General features: G+C 67.4%; 17 protein-coding genes and 3 tRNA genes. 9 read left to right on the plus strand and 11 right to left on the minus strand.

Features of this window, described 5'->3' with window-relative positions; translation table 11 throughout:
* Nucleotides 1-321: 321 nt before the first annotated feature.
* From V6B97_RS01280 to V6B97_RS01315, 8 genes are all read right to left on the minus strand, one after another.
* Nucleotides 322-975 (minus strand): CBS and ACT domain-containing protein, encoded by a 654-nt coding sequence (locus V6B97_RS01280; RefSeq protein WP_333504683.1) that lies wholly within the window; start codon nucleotides 973-975, stop codon nucleotides 322-324.
* Between the two features lie 45 nt (nucleotides 976-1,020).
* Nucleotides 1,021-1,725, minus strand: a complete 705-nt coding sequence (locus V6B97_RS01285) for an ABC transporter ATP-binding protein (RefSeq protein WP_333504684.1) — start codon at nucleotides 1,723-1,725, stop codon at nucleotides 1,021-1,023.
* Nucleotides 1,718-2,440, minus strand: a complete 723-nt coding sequence (locus V6B97_RS01290; RefSeq protein ID WP_333504685.1) for an ABC transporter ATP-binding protein — start codon at nucleotides 2,438-2,440, stop codon at nucleotides 1,718-1,720. Before V6B97_RS01290 ends, V6B97_RS01285 begins: the two co-directional genes overlap by 8 nt.
* Nucleotides 2,437-3,363, minus strand: coding sequence for a branched-chain amino acid ABC transporter permease (locus tag V6B97_RS01295; RefSeq protein WP_333504686.1), 927 nt, complete (start codon nucleotides 3,361-3,363; stop codon nucleotides 2,437-2,439). Before V6B97_RS01295 ends, V6B97_RS01290 begins: the two co-directional genes overlap by 4 nt.
* An 11-nt stretch (nucleotides 3,364-3,374) precedes the next feature.
* On the minus strand, nucleotides 3,375-4,301 hold the full coding sequence (locus V6B97_RS01300; protein WP_333504687.1) for a branched-chain amino acid ABC transporter permease: 927 nt from the start codon (nucleotides 4,299-4,301) through the stop codon (nucleotides 3,375-3,377).
* 340 nt (nucleotides 4,302-4,641) lie between these two features.
* Nucleotides 4,642-5,826 (minus strand): ABC transporter substrate-binding protein, encoded by a 1,185-nt coding sequence (locus V6B97_RS01305; RefSeq protein ID WP_333504688.1) that lies wholly within the window; start codon nucleotides 5,824-5,826, stop codon nucleotides 4,642-4,644.
* A gap of 480 nt (nucleotides 5,827-6,306) precedes the next feature.
* Complete coding sequence (locus tag V6B97_RS01310) at nucleotides 6,307-7,095, minus strand: polysaccharide deacetylase family protein (protein WP_333504689.1); 789 nt, start codon at nucleotides 7,093-7,095, stop codon at nucleotides 6,307-6,309.
* A gap of 37 nt (nucleotides 7,096-7,132) precedes the next feature.
* On the minus strand, nucleotides 7,133-7,333 hold the full coding sequence (locus V6B97_RS01315) for a hypothetical protein (RefSeq protein WP_333504690.1): 201 nt from the start codon (nucleotides 7,331-7,333) through the stop codon (nucleotides 7,133-7,135).
* Between the two features lie 401 nt (nucleotides 7,334-7,734).
* On the opposite strand from V6B97_RS01315, the gene V6B97_RS01320 reads away from it, so the two are divergent.
* From V6B97_RS01320 to V6B97_RS01330, 3 genes are all read left to right on the plus strand, one after another.
* Nucleotides 7,735-7,810: transfer RNA gene (locus V6B97_RS01320), tRNA-Val, on the plus strand.
* A gap of 6 nt (nucleotides 7,811-7,816) precedes the next feature.
* Nucleotides 7,817-7,893 (plus strand) — tRNA-Asp (locus V6B97_RS01325).
* 97 nt (nucleotides 7,894-7,990) lie between these two features.
* A tRNA-Asp gene (locus tag V6B97_RS01330) sits at nucleotides 7,991-8,067 on the plus strand.
* 93 nt (nucleotides 8,068-8,160) lie between these two features.
* Here V6B97_RS01330 and V6B97_RS01335 read toward each other — a convergent pair.
* On the minus strand, nucleotides 8,161-8,655 hold the full coding sequence (locus V6B97_RS01335) for a winged helix-turn-helix transcriptional regulator (protein ID WP_333504691.1): 495 nt from the start codon (nucleotides 8,653-8,655) through the stop codon (nucleotides 8,161-8,163).
* Nucleotides 8,656-8,739: 84 nt separating this feature from the next.
* On the opposite strand from V6B97_RS01335, the gene V6B97_RS01340 reads away from it, so the two are divergent.
* The 4 genes from V6B97_RS01340 (at nucleotide 8,740) to V6B97_RS01355 (ending at nucleotide 13,824) form a co-directional block, all read left to right on the plus strand.
* Entirely contained in the window at nucleotides 8,740-9,597 is an 858-nt protein-coding gene (locus V6B97_RS01340; RefSeq protein ID WP_333504692.1) for an SDR family oxidoreductase, read from the plus strand.
* 157 nt (nucleotides 9,598-9,754) lie between these two features.
* Nucleotides 9,755-9,991, plus strand: a complete 237-nt coding sequence (locus V6B97_RS01345; RefSeq protein WP_333504693.1) for a hypothetical protein — start codon at nucleotides 9,755-9,757, stop codon at nucleotides 9,989-9,991.
* 762 nt (nucleotides 9,992-10,753) lie between these two features.
* Nucleotides 10,754-12,463 carry a SulP family inorganic anion transporter gene (locus tag V6B97_RS01350; protein WP_333504694.1) on the plus strand — a complete coding sequence of 570 codons (1,710 nt, stop codon included), beginning with the start codon at nucleotides 10,754-10,756 and terminating at the stop codon, nucleotides 12,461-12,463.
* Nucleotides 12,464-12,681: 218 nt separating this feature from the next.
* Nucleotides 12,682-13,824 carry a glycosyltransferase gene (locus V6B97_RS01355; protein ID WP_333504695.1) on the plus strand — a complete coding sequence of 381 codons (1,143 nt, stop codon included), beginning with the start codon at nucleotides 12,682-12,684 and terminating at the stop codon, nucleotides 13,822-13,824.
* A gap of 111 nt (nucleotides 13,825-13,935) precedes the next feature.
* Here V6B97_RS01355 and wbaP read toward each other — a convergent pair whose 3' ends face one another.
* Both wbaP and V6B97_RS01365 read right to left on the minus strand, forming a co-directional pair.
* A complete protein-coding gene (gene wbaP / locus V6B97_RS01360; RefSeq protein ID WP_333504696.1) occupies nucleotides 13,936-15,375 on the minus strand; it encodes an undecaprenyl-phosphate galactose phosphotransferase WbaP in 1,440 nt (479 codons plus the stop codon).
* Between the two features lie 226 nt (nucleotides 15,376-15,601).
* Entirely contained in the window at nucleotides 15,602-16,174 is a 573-nt protein-coding gene (locus V6B97_RS01365) for a flavin reductase family protein (RefSeq protein WP_333504697.1), read from the minus strand.
* Between the two features lie 304 nt (nucleotides 16,175-16,478).
* On the opposite strand from V6B97_RS01365, the gene V6B97_RS01370 reads away from it, so the two are divergent.
* Nucleotides 16,479-17,234, plus strand: a complete 756-nt coding sequence (locus V6B97_RS01370; RefSeq protein ID WP_333504698.1) for an ABC transporter substrate-binding protein — start codon at nucleotides 16,479-16,481, stop codon at nucleotides 17,232-17,234.
* A gap of 190 nt (nucleotides 17,235-17,424) precedes the next feature.
* Nucleotides 17,425-18,105, plus strand: a complete 681-nt coding sequence (locus tag V6B97_RS01375; protein ID WP_333504699.1) for an amino acid ABC transporter permease — start codon at nucleotides 17,425-17,427, stop codon at nucleotides 18,103-18,105.
* The last annotated feature ends 5 nt before the right edge of the window (nucleotides 18,106-18,110 follow it).

Genomic DNA, 18,110 nt, shown 5'->3' on the forward strand with positions numbered 1-18,110 from the left:
GGTGTTCCGTGCGGTTGGCGGTTCGGCCTGTGCACGGGGCCGGAGAAAAAGCAGCAAATTTTACAAATTCGTTCAAAGCATGGGGTGCTATGCCAGCCTTATTTTTGCAAACTTGTAACAGCAGCCTCTTTTGGAGGCAAGCAGGAAACAGGGGGAATGGGCGGGCTGGAAAAAAGGAGGGGCAGGAAGCCGGAACGCGCCGCGGGCACGTGAACGGGCCGGGGGAACTCCGGTTTCGTCCGTATCTAATGATGGAGGACGGCGCAACGGAAAAGGGCCGGGATTTTCTCCCGGCCCTCGCGCGCGTCGTGCGGCGCGGCGCTACAGCGCGTGCACCAACTGGAACGGGCTCTTTTCGATGTCGTCCACCAGCCCGGCCCAGTCGCCTTCGCCGCGCAGGCGCAGCACCACGTAGCGGGTGCCGGGCGCGGCCTTCTCGCTGGTGGACATGATGCTCTGCAACCGGAAGCCGCGTGCCCGCGCCAGGTCGCCCGCCTCCTTGATGGACCCGGGCTGGTCGGGCAGCGCCAGGGCCAGCCGGTGGCCCCCGCCGCGCACGCCGGTGATGTCCACCATGACCCGGAACAGGTCGTTGTCGGAAATGATGCCCGTCAGGCGCTGGCCGCCGGGGGCGGGCTCGGTCACCGGCAGGCAGCCGAAGTCGCGGTCGTGCATGATCATGGCCGCCTCTTCGATGGGCGTCTCCGCCGGTATGGAGACCACCGGGCGGGTCATGGCCTGGCTGACCTTGGTCTTGGCCAGCAGGTAGTTGAGTTCGTAGATGTCCAGCGACGTGCCCTTGGAGGGCAGGTACGCCTTGATGTCACGGTCGGACAGCATGCCGACCAGCAGTTCGCCCTGAACCACCGGCAGGTGCTTCACGTTGCGCTCGCGCATCATGCCCGCCGCGGACGAGATGGAATCGTCCGGCGTCACCGTGTAGACGTGGGTGGTCATCCAGTCCTTGACCAGCATGGGAACCTCCGTTGGATGAAGCCGGGTGGGTGGCCGCCGCGCGCGCTACACGCCAAGGTACGCGGCCTTCACGTGGGGGTCGCGGAGCAGGTCGGCCCCGGCCCCCTCCTGGGTGATGCGTCCGTTCTCCAGCACGTAGGCCCTGTCGCACAGGGCCAGCGTCTGCCGCACGTTCTGCTCCACGATGAGCACGGTCATGCCCTCGTCGCGCACCGTGCGGATGACATTGAAGATATCCTGTACCAGAATGGGCGCAAGGCCCAGGGAAGGCTCGTCGAACATGATCAGCCGGGGCAGGGCCATCAGCCCCCGCCCGATGGCCAGCATCTGCTGCTCGCCGCCGGACAGGGTGCCGGAAGGCTGCCTGCGCCGCTCGGCCAGGCGCGGGAAGATGGAGAACACCCGCTCCCTGGTGCGCGCCCGTTCCTTGCGGGCCCGGCCGCGCAGCGAGCCCATGTCCAGGTTTTCCTCCACGGTCATTTCCGGGAACAGCCGCCGCGCCTCGGGCACGTGGGCCAGCCCCTTTCCGATGAGGGTGTACGGTTCCACGGTGTGGATGGCCTCGCCCGCCAGCAGTATTTCGCCCTTCAGGGGGCGCAGCACGCCCGACACGGTGCGCATGATGGTGGACTTGCCCGCGCCGTTGGCGCCGATCATGGCCACGATCTCGCCCCGGCCCACGCGGAACGAGACGTCGCGGATCACCTGCACGTCGCCGTAGGCGACATCGATGTTGCGTACCTCAAGCACCGTGCTCCTCCCCCAGGTACGCTTCCACGACCTGCCTGTTGGCGCTGATGTCTGCGGGCGTGCCTTCGGCGATCTTCTGGCCGAAGTTCAGCACCACGATGCGGTCCGAGATGGCCATGATCACCTTCATGTGGTGCTCGATGATCATGACGGTGACGCCCTGCCGCCTGATGCCCCGGATGATGTCGATGGACACGTCCAGTTCCGCCGGGTTCAGCCCGGCGAACGATTCGTCCAGCAGCAGGAATTCCGGCCGGGTGGCCAGCGAGCGGGCGATTTCCAGCCGCTTGCGCTTGCCGAGGGGCAGCCCCTTGGACAACTGGTCGCGGTCGTCCCACAGCCCGGTGAAGTGCAGCACCTCCTCCGCCACGTCCTCCGCGCCCTTGCGGGTGGAGTTGCGCAGGAAGGCCGAGGCCAGCACGTTGTCGAACACGCTCATGCGCGACAGCGGCTTAACCACCTGGAAGGTGCGCGCGATGCCGATTTGGCAGATCTTGTGCGGTTTCAGCCCGGTGATGGGGCGGCCCTTGAACAGCACCTGCCCTTCCGACGGGTTGTAGAACCCGTTCACGCAGTTGAACAGGGTGGTCTTGCCCGCGCCGTTGGGTCCGATGAGGGCCAGGATTTCGCCCTGGCGCACCTCGAAGTCCACGTCGTGCAGGGCGGCCAGCCCGCCGAAGAACATGGACATCTTGCGGATTTCCAGCATGCTCATGCCGTGGCCCCCCTGCGCAGCAGCTTGCGCCGGAGCACCGGCCAGTCGCCCACCAGCCCGTTGGGCAGGTAGATGATGATCACGATGAGCAGCACCCCGAACATGGTCTGGTAGGCCACGCCGATGAGCGGCAGCGAGCGGATGTATTCCGCCAGGATGACCATGATGCCCGCGCCCAGCGCCGGTCCCCATTCCGTGGCCACGCCGCCCACCATGACCACCATGATGATCAGGATGGAGATTTCGCCCAGCGAGAACACCACCCCCGGATCGATGTACCCCATGTAGTTGGTGTAGAACGCCCCGGCCAGGCCCGTGAGCATGGCGCTGACCGTGAGCGCGATGGTCTTGTAGCGCGTGGTGTCGATGCCCATGGATTCTGCGGCGTCCTGGTCCTCGCGGATGGCCACGAAGTAGTAGCCCCAGCGCGAGCGCACGATGAGCCGGCAGACCACGAAGGTCAGCACGGCCAGCCCCAGGATGATGTAGTAGTAGTGCGTCTTTTCCACCCAGGTGCGGGTGATCATGATGCCAAGGGTGCCCTTGGTGAAGTCGGTGAGGTTTTCGCAGGTGATGCGCAGGACCTCACCAATCGCCAGGGTGGCCAGCACGAAGTAGGGGCCGCGCAGCCGCAGCACCACCATGCCCATGCCCAGGGCCACCAGCGCCACCAGGGGCAGGCTGGCCAGAAAGCCCCACCACGGGGAAGCGCCCAGGTGCAGGTGGACCAGCCCGGCGCTGTACGCGCCCATGCCGAAGAACGCCGCGTGCCCGAACGAGACCTGTCCGCAGTACCCGCCCAGCAGGTTCCAGGCCATGCCCGTCAGGGTCCACATGATGGTCAGGATGAGGATGTGCATGACGTAGCTGTTCAGGCCGAGCAGCGGCAGCGCGGCCAGCGCCGCCAGGATCGCCAGTGGCATGAGGTGTTTTTTCATTTCGTGAGCTTCCTGGTCTTGAGGAGCGAGGCGACGCCGCCCGGCAGGAACACCAGCGCGGCCACGAAGATGACGAAGCGTCCCACCGGCGCCCAGCCCATGCCCACGTAGGTGGCGGTCATGGATTCGAACACGCCCAGGATCAGCCCGCCCAGGATGGCCCCCAGCGTGGAGCCCAGCCCGCCCAGGATGGTGATGACGAAGGCGATGAGCGTGAACTGCGACCCCAGCGCGGGGAACAGGTAGTAGATGGGGATGAACAGGCACCCCGCGCAGGCCACCAGCGCCGAGCCGAGACCGAAGGTGATGACCCGCATCAGCCCCACGTTGACGCCCATGATCAGGGCGGCGTCCTTGTCCTGGGCGGTGGCGCGGATGGACTTGCCCGTGTCGGTGTGGGCCAGGAAGAACCACAGCAGCACGGTGATCACCACCGACAGCAGGAACGACACCCCCCACGGCAGCGACAGCGAGATTTCCACCGGCGTGCCCGGCCACAGGTCGGACAGGTAGAAGGCCGTGGTGGCGTAGTCCACCGGGGTGGAGCGGTAGTCGGAGGTGAACAGGATGGTGGCCACGTTCTGGAGCACCAGGCCGATGCCCACGGTAAGGATGACCTGGTTGTGCGGCAGGATGGATTCCACCCGCAGCACCGGGTTCACCAGCGCCTTCTGGATCAGCATGCCGAAGGCGAACATGAGCGGCGGCGCGATCAGCAGCGACACGTAGGGGTCGATGCCGAACAGCGTGAACAGCCAGAAGGCGATGTACATGGCCACCATCATCAACTGGCCATGGGTGAGGTTGATGATCTTCATGACCCCGAGGATCAGGGTCATGCCGATGCCGATGAGCGCGTACAGGCCGCCGAGCAGGATACCGGCGACAAGGGTTTGCAGGAACACTTCGGCTTGCACCCACATGGGGCGTGACCTCCCAGAGTTGACTGGCGGCGGGTTGTCCGTGCGGCGGCGGAAGGGACATGCGCGGCATGCGTTGGCATGTGCGACCTGGCGCGACCTTACCCAATCGCGCGCAAACGTGCCCACCGTGTCCAAAGGGGGCGGGCGTTGCGTCCGGGTGCGGTCCGGGAGTCGCGTCCTCCGTCCTGCCGGGCCGGGTCTTGGCGAACCCGGCCCGGCAGGGGCGCGGAGGGGCGGACGGCGGACGGCCGCGCAAAGGCGGGCCGTCCCGGTGGCCGGGTGTCACGCGGGGCGGGAGGCACTCCGCCGCCGCGCGGTCACGGCGTGGCGATGAGGGGCGCTACTTGCGTTCGCGCCACTTGGGGATGGGGAACACCGGCTTGGCGCTGGCGTAGCGCTCGGGCCAGATGGTCTCGTGCTTGCCGTGCAGCACCTGCAAGGCCAGGGTGTCGATGAAGTTCTGGTTCTGGTAGCCGTCGCGGCTTTCGAACTTCACCGGGCCGAAGGCGGTCATCATGTCCACGCCCTTCATGGCCGCGTTGATGTCTTCGGTGGTCAGGGCCTTGGCCCGTTCCACGGCGTCCTTGACCACGTAGACGGAAGAATAGGCCAGCGCGCCGTGGTACGAGGGGTAGTCGCCGTGGGCGGCCTTGTACTTTTCGGCGAATTCGCGCGCGCCGGGGTAGCTCACCTGCGGGCTCCACAGGGTGGCGGTGACCACGAACTCGGCGGCGTCCTTGGCGTTGTCGATGAATTCGGGAATGGCGAACCCGGCGGCCCCGCCCGCGAACAGGCGCGCGTCGATGCGCAGTTCCTTGATCTGGCGCATCAGCAGGGCCGCGTCCATGACGTAGGAGACCATGTAGATGACGTCGGGGTTCTGGGCCTTGACCTGCGAGAGCATGGGCTTGAAGTCCACCGCGCCCTTTTCGTACTTCTCCTTCATCAGCACCTTGATGCCCGCCTTTTCGGCGGACTTGGCCATCTCTTCCGCGCCCGAGGTGCCGAAGTCGGACGATTCGTACAGGATGGCCATTGTCCTGGGCTTGACCACCTTGTCCATGAACGAGAGCAGGCCCGAGGCGTAATAGGCGTTGGTGGGGTTGATGCGGTAGACGTACCCGTAGTTCTGCTGGGTTATCTCGTCGGCGGCGGAGGCCACCACCACGTAGGGGGTCTTGCGCTCTTCCGCCACGGCGGCCACGGCCTTGGCGCAGGCCGAGGTGTATTCGCCGAACAGCAGCGGCTGCTTCTGCACGTCGATGATCTTTTCCGCGATGGACCGCGCGATTTCGGGCTTGCCCTGCGAATCCTCGAAGCGCAGCACCAGCCTGCCGCCCTTCACGCCGCCCTTGGCGTTGATTTCCTCGGCGGCGATCTCCATGGATTTCTTGATGATCTCGCCGAACTTGGCCTGGCCGCCGGTGAGCGGCAGCGGCACGCTGAGGGCGAGGTCCGCCGCGAAGGCAGTGGCGGGCAGGACGAGGCACAGGGAAAGGCACAGGGGCAGCAGAACGTTGCGCATGGTTCGACCTCCGGAAAAGTGAAGGAAACGGACGCCGCCCGGCCACGGGGCCGGGTGGGGTGCATGCGCTCACGAGGCGGCGGCACGGCGGGAGGGGGCGTCGGCAGCCGCCCGGTGGGGCAGGCTGCCTGGGCGGGACGCCCGGCCCGGCCATGCCGCGAAGTGCGGCGGGCTCCTTCTCGCAAGCCGGAAAGTTGTAATGGCGTTCCAATACGCGCGTTTGGACGAGAATGTAAACACGGCAAACAGCGGCGCGGATGTCACTGGCGTGGGGTAATGCTCCGGTTTGGCTGGACATCGCACCGCTGCAAAAAATTTTGCAATCAATACGGTTGGTTGTTCAACCTATCGGATGTTCGCACAGTCCGCGCCGCGGAGGGATGGGAGAAAGGCGGGGGCCGATGGGCGGGGGGCAGGGCAGGAGAGAAGGAACCGCGCGCGGCGGCGCGGCGTTCCGCAACGTCCGGGCCGCGCGCCCGATCAGTGCAGACAGAGCGGGCCGGAGGTTTCCACGTATTCCGACATGGTCACGAAGGTGCAGCCCGCCTCGGTCAGGCGGTCGATGAGGTTGGGCAGCGCCTCCACCGTCTCGCGGTGGTTGTCGTGGAACAGGAACACCCCGCGCACCCCGCGCACGCCGTAGGACTTGCGCGGCAGCACGGCGGACAAGTCGTGCTTGCGCCAGTCGCGGCTGTCCACCGACCACAGGGCGATGGTCATGCTCAGCGCGGCGGCGGCGTCGATGGTGGCGTTGTCGTACCGGCCATAGGGCGGGCGCAGGTAGCGCGGCACGATGCCCAGTCTGGCCAGTTCTTCGTTGGTGCGGGCGATCTCGCTCAACTGTTCCACGGGGGCGCGCTGGCGCAGGCTGATGTGCGAGAAGGTGTGGTTGCCCACCTCGTTGCCCTCGGCCACCAGGCGCTTCAGGGTGTCCGGGTACAGGTGCACGCGCGAGCCCACCACGAAGAAGGTGGCCCGTATGCCCTTGTCGCGCAGGATGTCCAGCAGCGCTTCGGTGGTCTGGCCGGGGCCGTCGTCGAAGGTCAGGGCGCACAGGTTGGCGCTGACGCCGCGCTGGGCCAGGGCCAGGCCGTCGAGCACCGAAGGGTCGCGGGCAGCGGCCGGGGCCGGGTGCAGCATCAGCGCCGCAACCAGCGGGATACACAGGCAAAGGAGAAGAAGAACGGCCGAACGGCGCGCGAGAGGAGCCGGGCTCCTGCGCCGGGGGCGCGGTGCATGCAGGGGGTGCGCGGTGATCTGGGCGAGCATGGGGGCTCCCGCTGTGGGGGTGCGGCGTGAAATCGCGTCAATTGCTCCGGGCCGACGTGTCGGGCGTCGGCGGCGGCGCGTGAGGGCGTTCATCCGCAAAGCGGGTGCGCAGCCGGGCGGCGTAGGCGGTTGCGTCGCGCAGCAGCAGGGTAAGCTGCATGCTGTGGTCGATGGCCGGTTGTATGCAGGAGCGGCAGGGAGGGTCCTCTGCGGCGTCGATATCCGTGGGGTCGAACATGTGCGTGCGTCGCACTCCTGAAAGGAAGTTCCGCCTCCGGCGCCGGGCGCTGCACGGGATCGCCGCGCATGACGACGGTATGCGAGTACCCTTGTATAGAGAGACGTGTCGGCATGCAAGGATTGTCTGCGTCCTGCGTGCGAATTGCGGGCGTGTCTGGCGGAGAGGGCGGAGAGGGGGAGGCGGGGCGCGCGGGGCGGTGGGCGCACGGGCGGAGGAATGGCCGCGCCGGGCAGCCTCCGCCCGGCATTCGGTGGGTCTTGCGGGCCGCCTGCGCGGGCAGTACGCCGGAATATCCCGTGGTTCCGGAATGTTGACCGGAGACATCGAAAAAAAGCGGCGCCCCGGAAAAATTCCGTTGACAACTTCGGGGGGGTGAGGATAGACAGTCCTTCCTACGTGGGCAGTTAGCTCAGCTGGGAGAGCACCGCCTTCACACGGCGGGGGTCGCAGGTTCAAGCCCTGCACTGCCCACCACCACGCGGAGCCGTAGTTAAGACGGTTATAACGCCGGCCTGTCACGCCGGAGGCCGAGGGTTCGAGTCCCTTCGGCTCCGCCAGGAGCCCAGAGGGGGAGCGCAAGCTTCCCCTTTTCTAAAGCCGAATTTCCCGGTGCGGAAGACCGCTGTGCGGTCGGTATCCGTGTCGGGTTTCCGCGGAGCGGTAGTTAAGACGGTTATAACGCCGGCCTGTCACGCCGGAGGCCGAGGGTTCGAGTCCCTTCCGCTCCGCCATCGAATGCACGGGGGCGAGGTAGCAATACCTCGCCCCTTTTGCGTTTCCGCTCTCTCCCTGCGTTTTCCATGGATACGCGATGGGGGTTTCCATCACTCCGCGCGGCCGGCGGGCTGGCCGGTGCCGATCCGCCCCAGATTTTCCTCTATCCAGTCCGTCAATTGCCGTACCTGCTCGCTGATCTCGCGGCCCAGCGGCGTCAGGCTGTATTCCACGCGGGGCGGCACCACGGGGTAGGCCCTGCGCGTGACGAAGCCGTCGGCCTCCAGCCATTGCAGGGTCTGGGACAGCATCCGTTCGCTCACCCCGCCGATGCGGCGGCGCAGTTCGCTGAAGCGGTGCGTGCCGTCCAGCAGGGCCACCAGGATCAGCACGCCCCAGCGGCTGGTGACGTGGGTAAGCACCTGCCGCGACGGGCACTTTTCCGCGAACAGGTTGCCGCGCAGGACCAGCGCGGTGGGGGCCGTGGGGACGGCGGCGATGGCGCCGGGCGCGCGGGGTGCGCCGGGTGCAAGGGACGGCGCGAAGTCCGTGGAATTTCCGGCAGCTGCGGGCACGGGAGCGGGGTCATGAGCGGTTTTCTTCATGCTTACCTTCGTGTGCGTACTTACTTTACGTGCGTTACGGGCATATATTGGCAACTCCAACCCCGAACGTAAAGGAGCACGACCATGATTGCCGTAACCGGAGCATCCGGCCAACTGGGCCGATTGGTGATGGAAGGGCTGCTGGCCCGCGTGCCCGCCGAAAACCTCGTGGCGGCGGTGCGCAACCCGGCCAGGGTGGCGGACCTGGCCGCCAGGGGCGTGACGGTGCGCGCGGCGGACTACGGGAAGCCGGACACGCTGGACGCGGCCCTGGCGGGCGTGGACCGGTTGCTGCTGATTTCCTCCAGCGAGGTGGGCGGCCGCGTGCCGCAGCACCGCAACGTCATCGAGGCAGCCAAACGTGCGGGCGTGGGACTGGTGGCGTACACCAGCATCCTGCATGCGGACACCACGCCGCTGGGCCTTGGCGCGGAACACCGCGAGACGGAAGCCCTGCTGCGGGCGTCCGGCCTGCCGCACGTCATCCTGCGCAACGGCTGGTACACCGAAAACTATCTGGCCAGCCTGCCCGGCGCGCTGCAACATGGCGCATTCGTGGGCTGCGCGGGGGACGGGCGCATCGCCTCCGCCGCGCGCGCGGACTATGCGGCAGCCGCCGTGGCCGTGCTGACCGGCGAGGGCCACGCGGGCAAGGTGTACGAACTTGCGGGCGACACCGCCTACACCCTGGCGGAACTGGCCGCCGAGGTCAGCCGCCGGACAGGCAGGCAGATCGGCTACACCGACCTGCCGCAGGCGGAATTCCGCGCGGTGCTGGCGGGCGCGGGCCTGCCGGGCCCCGTGGCGGACCTGCTGGCCGATTCCGACGCGGGCGCGTCCCGTGGCGGCCTGTTCGACGAGGGACACCAGCTTTCCGCGCTGATCGGGCGGCCCACCACGCCGTTGTCCGCGCTGGTGGAGGCCGCCTTGAAAAAGGCGTAGCCCGTCCGCGGGGACCGTACATGAGCATGATGCATCCGGGGCCGCGGCAGGAATGTCGCGGCCCCGGTGCGTTGCGCGGGCGGGCCTGCCTGCGGGAGCCATCCCGGCCCGCCCGCCGTGGCTGACACGTTCCCCCGCACCTGGTATCTGACGTGCCATGCTCACGCTCCGCTGCGCGGCCTGCCGCCGCAAACTCTGGAAGTACCTGAAGCTCGGCAAGGGCGAGGTGCTGCGCTGCCACAAGGAACGCATCACCCGGGTGTACGATGCCGAGGAACGCGACGGGCGCATCTGGTGCGCCTGCGGGCAGGCCGTGGGCGTGGACAGGGGCGGGCATTGGGCCATGATCTCCAGTGCCTTCACCTATTCCGGCACCAAGGACACCAGGCTCTGACCGCCCCGACGCATCATGCCCGGACGCACCATGCCCCGTGCGCCGGGGTGTTCGCGCCGCCGGACGGGGATATCCGTGCGGCCCGGCGGCGTGCACGTATCGGGCGGTGTCCGGTGGCCTGCCGGGTGACTTGTCCGGTGACTTGCCGCATGCTTGCCGCAACCGGTTTCGAAAAGAACCGCCCGTGGGTCGTGGACCACGGGCGGTTTGCCGTTTCGGCCGCGCGGGTTCCGGCGGGTGCGCGCCTGCCGCGCCGCGTTGCCGGTTACACCGGGGCTTCCCGCCTCCCCCTTCACGTCCCGCCAGCGGGCCGCCCCGGCCATCGGACGGGCGCGCGCCGCTACCCCATGCCACCGGCGGCGCGACGGCACGCATCACGTGGACCGGGAGTCTTATATAACACATCGTAACATGCCGGAATGGAAAACCATAACTGCACACTTGCCAATGCGCCGCACCGGGCGTAATGGACCGGGCTTTGGGGTGCGTGTTTTACTTACTGCTGAAAACGGCAGCGCTGCCGCAGTTTGCGGCGCGGCGCGCATCCCTGCTGACCTGCGGTCCCGTCGGGGCAATGCATCGTGCGGCATGGCCGGAGGAGCGTAGGCGGTTTTTGCGAGTGAGTACGCGCGTCAATCGGGGCGTGGCGCACTCATGACAGGGCCGGGCGCGGAGGGCTGCCGCATCCGGACCGGGAACGACAGCGCCACCGGCGCCCGGGGACGCATGCGCCACCCGGCGTGCGCAAGCAAGGGAGCGGCAATGGCTGGTATAGACAATATGAACGGCGGCACGACATCCTTCCTGCCGCGCACCTTCACCGAACTGCGTTCGTATTCGGCGCAGAAATGCGTCCGCGACCTGCTGGCGGGCCTTACCGTGGGCGTGGTGGCCCTGCCGCTGGCCATGGCCTTCGCCATCGCCTCGGGCACCACCCCGGAACGCGGGCTGTTCACCGCCATCGTGGCCGGGTTCCTCATCTCGCTGCTGGGCGGCAGCCGCTACCAGATCGGCGGGCCCACCGGCGCGTTCGTGGTCATCATCTACAACGTCATCTACCGCCACGGGTACGACGGGCTGGTCATCACCACGCTGCTGGCCGGGGCCATGCTGCTCATCTTCGGCCTGTGCCGCATCGGCGTGCTGATCAAGTACATTCCCTACCCGGTCACCACCGGGTTCACGGCGGGCATCGCCGTGCTGATCTTTTCGTCGCAGATGAAGGATTTCTTCGGGTTGCAGATGGATGCGGTGCCGCCGGAATTCTTCGACAAGTGGGAGGCCTACCTGGAACACGTGGGCACCCTGAGCCCCACCACGCTGTGCGTGGCCGGGCTGGCCCTGGCGTGCATCCTGGCGGTGCGGCGGTTCATCCCGCGCATCCCCGCGCCGGTGGTGGGCGTGGCCGTGGCGTCCCTTGCGGTATGGGCGCTGGGGCTGGAAGTGGAGACCATCGGCAGCCGGTTCGGCGGCATCCCGCGCGAACTGCCCAGCTTCGCCTGGCCCACGTTCACCTTCGCCAGGGTGCGCGAACTGTTGCCCGACGCCATGACCATCGCCCTGCTGGCGGGCATCGAATCGCTGCTTTCGTGCGTGGTGGCCGACGGCATGACCGGCGACAAGCACAACTCCAACGTCGAGCTGACCGCCCAGGGCGCCGCCAACATCGCCTCGGTGCTGTTCGGGGGCATCCCCGCCACCGGGGCCATCGCCCGCACGGTCACCAACATCCGGTCCGGCGGGCAGACCCCGGTGGCGGGCATGATCCACGCGGCGGTGCTGGTGGCCTTCGTGCTGTTCCTCGCGCCGCTGGCCTCGTTCATTCCGCTGGCCAGCCTGGCGGCCGTGCTGATCATGGTCTCGTGGGACATGAGCGAACTGCACAAGTTCCTGCGCCTGCTGCGCGCGCCCAAGTCCGACATCACGGTGATGTGCCTGACCTTCGTGCTCACCGTGGTCATCGACCTGACCGTGGCGGTGTACGTGGGCGTGATGCTGGCCTCGCTGCTGTTCATGCGCCGCATGAGCGAGGTGACCGCCATCTGCTCCTGCGCCATCGACGACAAGCCGGTGATCCAGGGCCGCGAGACGGCGGCGCTGACCGTGCCCGAAGGGGTGCAGGTGTACGAGATCGACGGGCCGTTCTTCTTCGGCGTGGCCGACCGCTTCCAGAGCGTGTCGCAGGCGTTGCAGAAGCAGCCGGAGGTGTTCATCCTGCGCATGCGCAAGGCGACCACCGTGGACTCCACCGGGGCCAACGCGCTGGAGGCGTTCTACCGCACCTGCCGCCGCAGGGGCACCGTGCTGCTGCTGTCGGGCGTGCGGCCCGCCGCGCGCAACATGATGGAGCGCTTCGGCACCCTGGATCTGATCGGCCGCGAAAACCTGTTCGAGAACGTGGACCGGGCCATCGAGCACGCCGTGCGCCTGCTGGCCGACAAGCACGGGGCGCCCACGGCGGCCCGGAAGTAGGGCGTCCGGAGCGGACGTGATGAAAAGCCGCCGGGCGCGTTGCGCCGCCTGGCCGCGACGATGCCTGACGACGCCCCGCCGGGAGTACCGGCGGGGCGTTTCGCGCCTGCGGCGGAGCAGCCCGCACTGGACGCCATACCTCCGGGCACGTTACAAGACGGTGTTCGGAAGACGCCCGGGAGACGCTTGTACAGGGACGGCCCAGGGTCGGAGGCGGGATGAAGGTAGCCATCGTACATTACTGGTTCGTGGGCATGCGCGGCGGCGAGAAGGTCGTCGAGGCGTTGTGCCGCATGTACCCGCAGGCCGACATCTTCACCCACGTGGTCGACCGGGACCGCCTGTCGCGCGCGTTGCAGGCGCACGACGTGCGCACCACGTTCATCGGGCGCCTGCCCGGCGCGGTGCGGCATTACAAGAAGTACCTGCCGCTCATGCCGCTGGCCCTGGAGCAGTTGGACCTGCGCGGCTACGATCTGGTCATTTCCAGTGAATCGGGCCCGGCCAAGGGCGTGCTGACCCGCGCGGACACGGCCCACGTCTGCTACTGCCACAGTCCCATGCGCTACCTGTGGGATTTCTATCAGGATTACCTTCAGGAGGCGGGGTGGTTCGTACGGGGCATGATGCGCCCGTGGTTCCATTACCTGCGCATGTGGGATGCCCTGTCGGCCATGCGGGTGGACCGCTACGTGGCCAATTCGCGCACGGTGGCGGCGCGCATCCGCAAGCACTGGCGGCGGGATGCGGTGGTGGTGACTCCTCCGGTGGACGTGGACGCCTTTGCTCCCGCCAGAGCCACGCCCACCCGTCCGGCCGAAGGCGCGCCGTATCTCTGCCTGGGCCAGTTGGTGGGGTACAAGCGGGTGGACCTTGCGGTGCGCGCCTGCACGGCAACCAACCGTCCGCTGGTGGTGGCTGGCGACGGCGAGATGCGCCGCGCGCTGGAAGCCATGGCGGGCCCCACGGTGCGCTTCGCGGGGCGGCTGGACGACGCCGCCATGCGCACCATCTATGCCCGGAGCCGCGCGCTGCTGTTCCCCGGCGAAGAGGACTTCGGCATGGTGCCGGTGGAGGCCATGGCCTCGGGTCGGCCGGTCATCGCCTACGGGCGGGGCGGGGCGCTGGAGACGGTGGTGGACGGCGAGACGGGGCTGTTCTTCGGCACGCAGGACGCGGATGCGCTGGTGGCGGCCATGGACCGCTTCGAACGCGAGGAGCACCGGTTCCACCCGGCCCGCATTGCTGGCCATGCCCGGAATTTCGGTGAAGCGCGGTTCCGGATGGAATTCGGCGCGGTCATCGACGAGGCGTTGCGGGATCTGGCGGAGCCGGGGGCGAGGCAGGCTGCGGACCGCTGAAGGATTCCCCGCATGCGCCGCCGCGTGGGGCGCGTATCCGCCGCCAACGCACGAAGGCCGGGAGCATTCTCCTGGCCTTCGTGCATGTGCGGGGTTCACCCCGGCAGCTTTCTAATACGCCCCGTTGCGCTGCAACACCACCGGCACGGTCTTGGCCAGAATCCAGATGTCGAACCACACCGACCAGTTGCAGATGTAGTAGCGGTCCATTTCCACGCGTTGCGGGTAGCTGACGTCGTTGCGGCCGGAAACCTGCCACAGCCCGGTGATGCCCGGCTTGACCCGGGTGTACAGGTCGAACACCTCGCCGTATTTTTCCACCTCGGCCTCCACGATGGGGCGCGGGCCCACCAGGCTCATCTCGCCCTTGAGCACGTTCCACAACTGGGGCAGTTCGTCCAGGCTGGTCTTGCGCAGGAAGGCTCCGGCCCGGGTTATCCGGGGGTCGCACTTCAGCTTCTGGTCGCGTTCCCATTCGGCGCGCAAGTCCGGGTCGGCGCTCAGACAGTCGCGCAGCACGCATTCGGCGTCGCGGATCATGGTGCGGAACTTCAGGATGCGCATCTCGCGGCCGTTCTGGCCGATGCGGCGCTGGGTGAAGAAGGGCGAGCCGGGGCTGTCCACGCGGATCCATACGGCGATGGCCAGGATCAGCGGCAGGACCACCACGGCGCTGCCCAGGGTCAGCAGCAGGTCGATGGCGCGCTTCAGGCGCACCCGGTTGGCGTCCAGCAGGTTCTGGCGTACCAGCAGGCCCAGCAGGCCGCCGATGTCCATGGCGCTGACCCACAGGCGCGCTCCGCCGGTGGAGAAGTGGGGCATGATCAGCACGTTGCGGAACAGTGCCGTGGCCTCGACGATGCGCTGCCGCGCCCTGGCGTCCTCGAAGCTGTCGAGCAGCAGCAGGGCGTAGGCATGGGGATATAATCGCACGGCCTCCGCGTCGCTGGCGCAGCAGGCCAGTCCGCAATCCTCGCCGTCGGGGGAGTCGGGGGCGTCAGGGGAGCCGGGGGCGGAACCGGGCTCCGGCGCCACGCAGGCCACGGGCCGCAGGCCGAGCATGGGCCGCGCCCGCAGGGTGCGCACCACCTCCGCCGCGGCGGCCCCGCCGCCCAGAATCACGGCGGGCACGCCCCACCACGGCTGCCCGGCGAATCGGCCGCGCAGCCAGTGGCGGCACAGCGGCAGGGCCACCACGCACCCCAGCCAGGCCAGCAGGAAGGCCACGCGCGAATACCGTTCCCCTCCCTTGGCGAAGAAGATGAACGACCCGGCGCACAGAAAGGCCAGGGTCGCGCCGAGGGTGAGCTTTTTCAGTTCCTGCGGCGGCGGCAGGGTGATGCTGGCGTACAGCCCGAGCACCACGTTGAACAGCGGCAGCAGCAGGAGGAAGGGCAGCAGCTGCGGATAGAAGGCCCACTGGATCCCGCGCCCGGCAATGTCGCGCAGCAGGGTTGCCGCCAGGGTGACGCCGATGATGACGGCGGTGTCCGTCAGCACCAGGAGCAGGGTGGTTCGCCAGGGGGCGGTCTGGACGGGGCAGAGCGTCATGTGTAGTCCGGGCGTGTCCGTGCGTGTCTGTCGTATCCGGGCGTGTCTGTCGTATCCGTGCGTATCCGTGCGTATCCGGGCGTACAGGACATGGTCCGGCGCGATTCTGGTGGCCGTTCCGTGGTCCGTGCGGCGCACGGCGCGTCATGATGGATTGCCTGTATAAAGGAAAGTAAAGCGGTGCCGCAACCAGTGCGGCACCGCGCAGTCCATTTTTCGTCCGGCCTCAGGAGCGCAGGCCCTTGCCCGCCGAGAACGCCTTGGCCAGGAATTCGCCCACGGCGTAGTATTCGCGCGAAACCGGGGCGAACACCACCGGGTCCACCTTGTTGATGTCGGGCAGGCCGTCGTCGCGCAGGCAGGACTCGTCCACCTTCACGTCCATGATCTCGCCGATGAACTGGGTGTGCAGGCCGATTTCGATCTGGTGGATCAGCTTCAGTTCGATGGCCATGGGAAATTCGCCCACGTAGGGCGCGTCCACGTGCTCGCCCGGCACCGGGGTGAGCCCCAGCGAGGCGAACTTGTCCTCGTTCTCGCCGGAATAGATGCCCGCGTAGTCCGCGTGGCGCACGTAGGCGCGCGAGGGGATGGAGATGGTGAACGCGCCGCGCTCGGTGATGGAGCGGTAGGTATAGGTGGCCTTGCGCAGCGACACGGCGATGCTCGGCGGCTGCGAGCAGCAGATGCCCGCCCACGCCGCCGCCATGATGTTGGGGCGGGAGTCGCGGTCGTAGGTGCCCACGAGAAAGAGCGGGGTGGGGTAGGCGAGGGTGCGCGCACCCAGGGATTTTTTCATGTCCGACCTCGTGTAGGGTGATGGGGCGCGGCCGCCTCCGGATGGCAAGGTCCGGAAGGGGCCGGGCGCTGCGGACCAGTGTGGCAAACTTTGGTCTTCGCGGCAAGGCAAGTGACGACGCAATTGTCAAAATCACGCCGGCGGCGCTTGCGCGGCTCGTCGGTTTCTGGTAGCGAAATCAAGAAATTTAGCATTTCCGGCATGTTCGCATGGCGGTATGCGCGGCAGGGTATGCGCGTCGGGGACGAACCCCGCGCGCGGGTGCGGTGTTGCAACGGTTCAACGAACGAGAGGAAGCACGAGCATGTTCAGAACGACCACCCTTGTGGCGGCCCTGGCCCTGGTCCTGACGCTGGCGCTTGGCGGCGTGGCCTTTGCCGAGAAGACCTACATCAACGGCATCGACGCCAACTATCCCCCCTTCGCCTACGTGGACAAGAGCGGCAAGCCCGCCGGCTTCGACGTGGACTCCATGGACTGGATCGCCAAGAAGATGGGCTTCAAGGTCACCCATCAGCCCATGGACTGGGACGGCATCATCCCCAACCTGCTGGCCAAGAAGATCGACATGGTCTGCTCGGGCATGTCCATCACCGAAGAACGCCGGGAAAAGGTCAATTTCTCGAACCCCTACTGGAACGTGAAACAGGTCTTCATCGCCAAGAAGGGGTCCACCCTCGACGCCGACAAGATCCTGAAGGGCAAGGTGAAGCTGGGCGTGCAGCGCGGCACCTCCGAGGCCGAAGCGCTGCAGAAGGACAAGGAAGCCAAGGGCTATGGCTATGACCTGCGCTTCTACGATTCCGCCCCGCTGGCCATCGAGGACGTGCTGAACGGCCGCATCGACGCCGCCACCATGGACAACCTGCCCGCCGACGACGCCGCCTCCAAGGGCAAGGCCATCCAGGTCGTGGGCGTGTACGGCGATTCCGAGGACTTCGGCGTGGCCACCCGCAAGGAAGACGCCGAACTGCTCAAGCTGATCAACGACGGCTACAAGCTGCTCATGGCCGATCCCTACTGGGAACAGCTGAAGCAGAAGCACCTGGCCAAGAAGTAGTCCGGCCGCGGGCCGCCGGGCGCGCCAGCGCCCGGTCCGGTCCCGGCCCCGGTCACGACCGGTCAAGATTCGTCCGTCCGGAGGGCGCGGGAAATCTCCTGTCGCCTTCCGGACCTTTTTTGGGTATGCAACCCGTTGCGCCCCGGCGCGCCATAACTGTCACAAAGGGGGGGCCGCCCGGCCCGCGTCCATGCTTGAAAGCATCGTCACCATCATAGAGGCCCTGCCGTACATTCTGGAAGGCACCCTCGTCACCGTCGCCACCGTGTTCGGGGCCATGTCGCTGGGGCTTCTGCTCGGCGTGCCCATGTCCGTGGCCCAGGTGTACGGGGCGTGGCCCGTGCGGCTTGCCGTGGGGTTCTACGTCTGGTTCTTCCGGGGCATGCCCATCCTGGTGCTGCTGTTGCTGTTCTATTTCGGGCTGTTCCAGCTCATCGGGCTGAACCTTTCCGCCTTCACCGCCTCGTGCCTGGTGCTGGGCATGACCAGCGCCGCCTACCAGTCGCAGATATTCCGGGGGGCCATCCTGGCCCTGCCGCAAGGGCAGCTGCGCGCCGCGCGCGCCCTGGGCATGAGCGACGGAACCGCCATCCGCTCCATCGTCCTGCCGCAGGCCCTGCGCCTGTCCATACCCGGCTGGTCCAACGAGTATTCCATCCTGCTCAAGGATTCCGCGCTGGCCTTCGTGCTCGGCACGCCCGAGATCATGGCCCGCACCCACTTCGTGGCCTCGCGCACCTACGAGCACCTGCCGTTGTACATGACGGCGGGCGCGCTCTACTTCGTCATCACCCTGATCGGGCTCAAGGTGCTGCGCCGTCTCGAACACAAGCTGCACATTCCGGGCTACGCCAGCCACGGACCGTTATAAGGACA

It is taken from the genome of Nitratidesulfovibrio sp. 1201_IL3209 (assembly GCF_036763125.1).
GTDB lineage: Bacteria > Desulfobacterota > Desulfovibrionia > Desulfovibrionales > Desulfovibrionaceae > Cupidesulfovibrio.

What these genes read in the sequence shown, in the direction of transcription:
- V6B97_RS01280 (WP_333504683.1), bottom strand. Translation starts at nt 975, where the DNA reads ATGCTGGTCAAGGACTGGATGACCACCCACGTCTACACGGTGACGCCG.
- V6B97_RS01290 (WP_333504685.1), bottom strand. Translation starts at nt 2,440, where the DNA reads ATGAGCATGCTGGAAATCCGCAAGATGTCCATGTTCTTCGGCGGGCTG.
- V6B97_RS01295 (WP_333504686.1), bottom strand. Translation starts at nt 3,363, where the DNA reads ATGCCACTGGCGATCCTGGCGGCGCTGGCCGCGCTGCCGCTGCTCGGC.
- V6B97_RS01300 (WP_333504687.1), bottom strand. Translation starts at nt 4,301, where the DNA reads ATGTGGGTGCAAGCCGAAGTGTTCCTGCAAACCCTTGTCGCCGGTATC.
- V6B97_RS01305 (WP_333504688.1), bottom strand. Translation starts at nt 5,826, where the DNA reads ATGCGCAACGTTCTGCTGCCCCTGTGCCTTTCCCTGTGCCTCGTCCTG.
- V6B97_RS01310 (WP_333504689.1), bottom strand. Translation starts at nt 7,095, where the DNA reads ATGCTCGCCCAGATCACCGCGCACCCCCTGCATGCACCGCGCCCCCGG.
- V6B97_RS01315 (WP_333504690.1), bottom strand. Translation starts at nt 7,333, where the DNA reads ATGTTCGACCCCACGGATATCGACGCCGCAGAGGACCCTCCCTGCCGC.
- V6B97_RS01335 (WP_333504691.1), bottom strand. Translation starts at nt 8,655, where the DNA reads ATGAAGAAAACCGCTCATGACCCCGCTCCCGTGCCCGCAGCTGCCGGA.
- V6B97_RS01340 (WP_333504692.1), top strand. Translation starts at nt 8,740, where the DNA reads ATGATTGCCGTAACCGGAGCATCCGGCCAACTGGGCCGATTGGTGATG.
- V6B97_RS01345 (WP_333504693.1), top strand. Translation starts at nt 9,755, where the DNA reads ATGCTCACGCTCCGCTGCGCGGCCTGCCGCCGCAAACTCTGGAAGTAC.
- V6B97_RS01350 (WP_333504694.1), top strand. Translation starts at nt 10,754, where the DNA reads ATGGCTGGTATAGACAATATGAACGGCGGCACGACATCCTTCCTGCCG.
- V6B97_RS01355 (WP_333504695.1), top strand. Translation starts at nt 12,682, where the DNA reads ATGAAGGTAGCCATCGTACATTACTGGTTCGTGGGCATGCGCGGCGGC.
- wbaP (WP_333504696.1), bottom strand. Translation starts at nt 15,375, where the DNA reads ATGACGCTCTGCCCCGTCCAGACCGCCCCCTGGCGAACCACCCTGCTC.
- V6B97_RS01365 (WP_333504697.1), bottom strand. Translation starts at nt 16,174, where the DNA reads ATGAAAAAATCCCTGGGTGCGCGCACCCTCGCCTACCCCACCCCGCTC.
- V6B97_RS01370 (WP_333504698.1), top strand. Translation starts at nt 16,479, where the DNA reads ATGTTCAGAACGACCACCCTTGTGGCGGCCCTGGCCCTGGTCCTGACG.
- V6B97_RS01375 (WP_333504699.1), top strand. Translation starts at nt 17,425, where the DNA reads ATGCTTGAAAGCATCGTCACCATCATAGAGGCCCTGCCGTACATTCTG.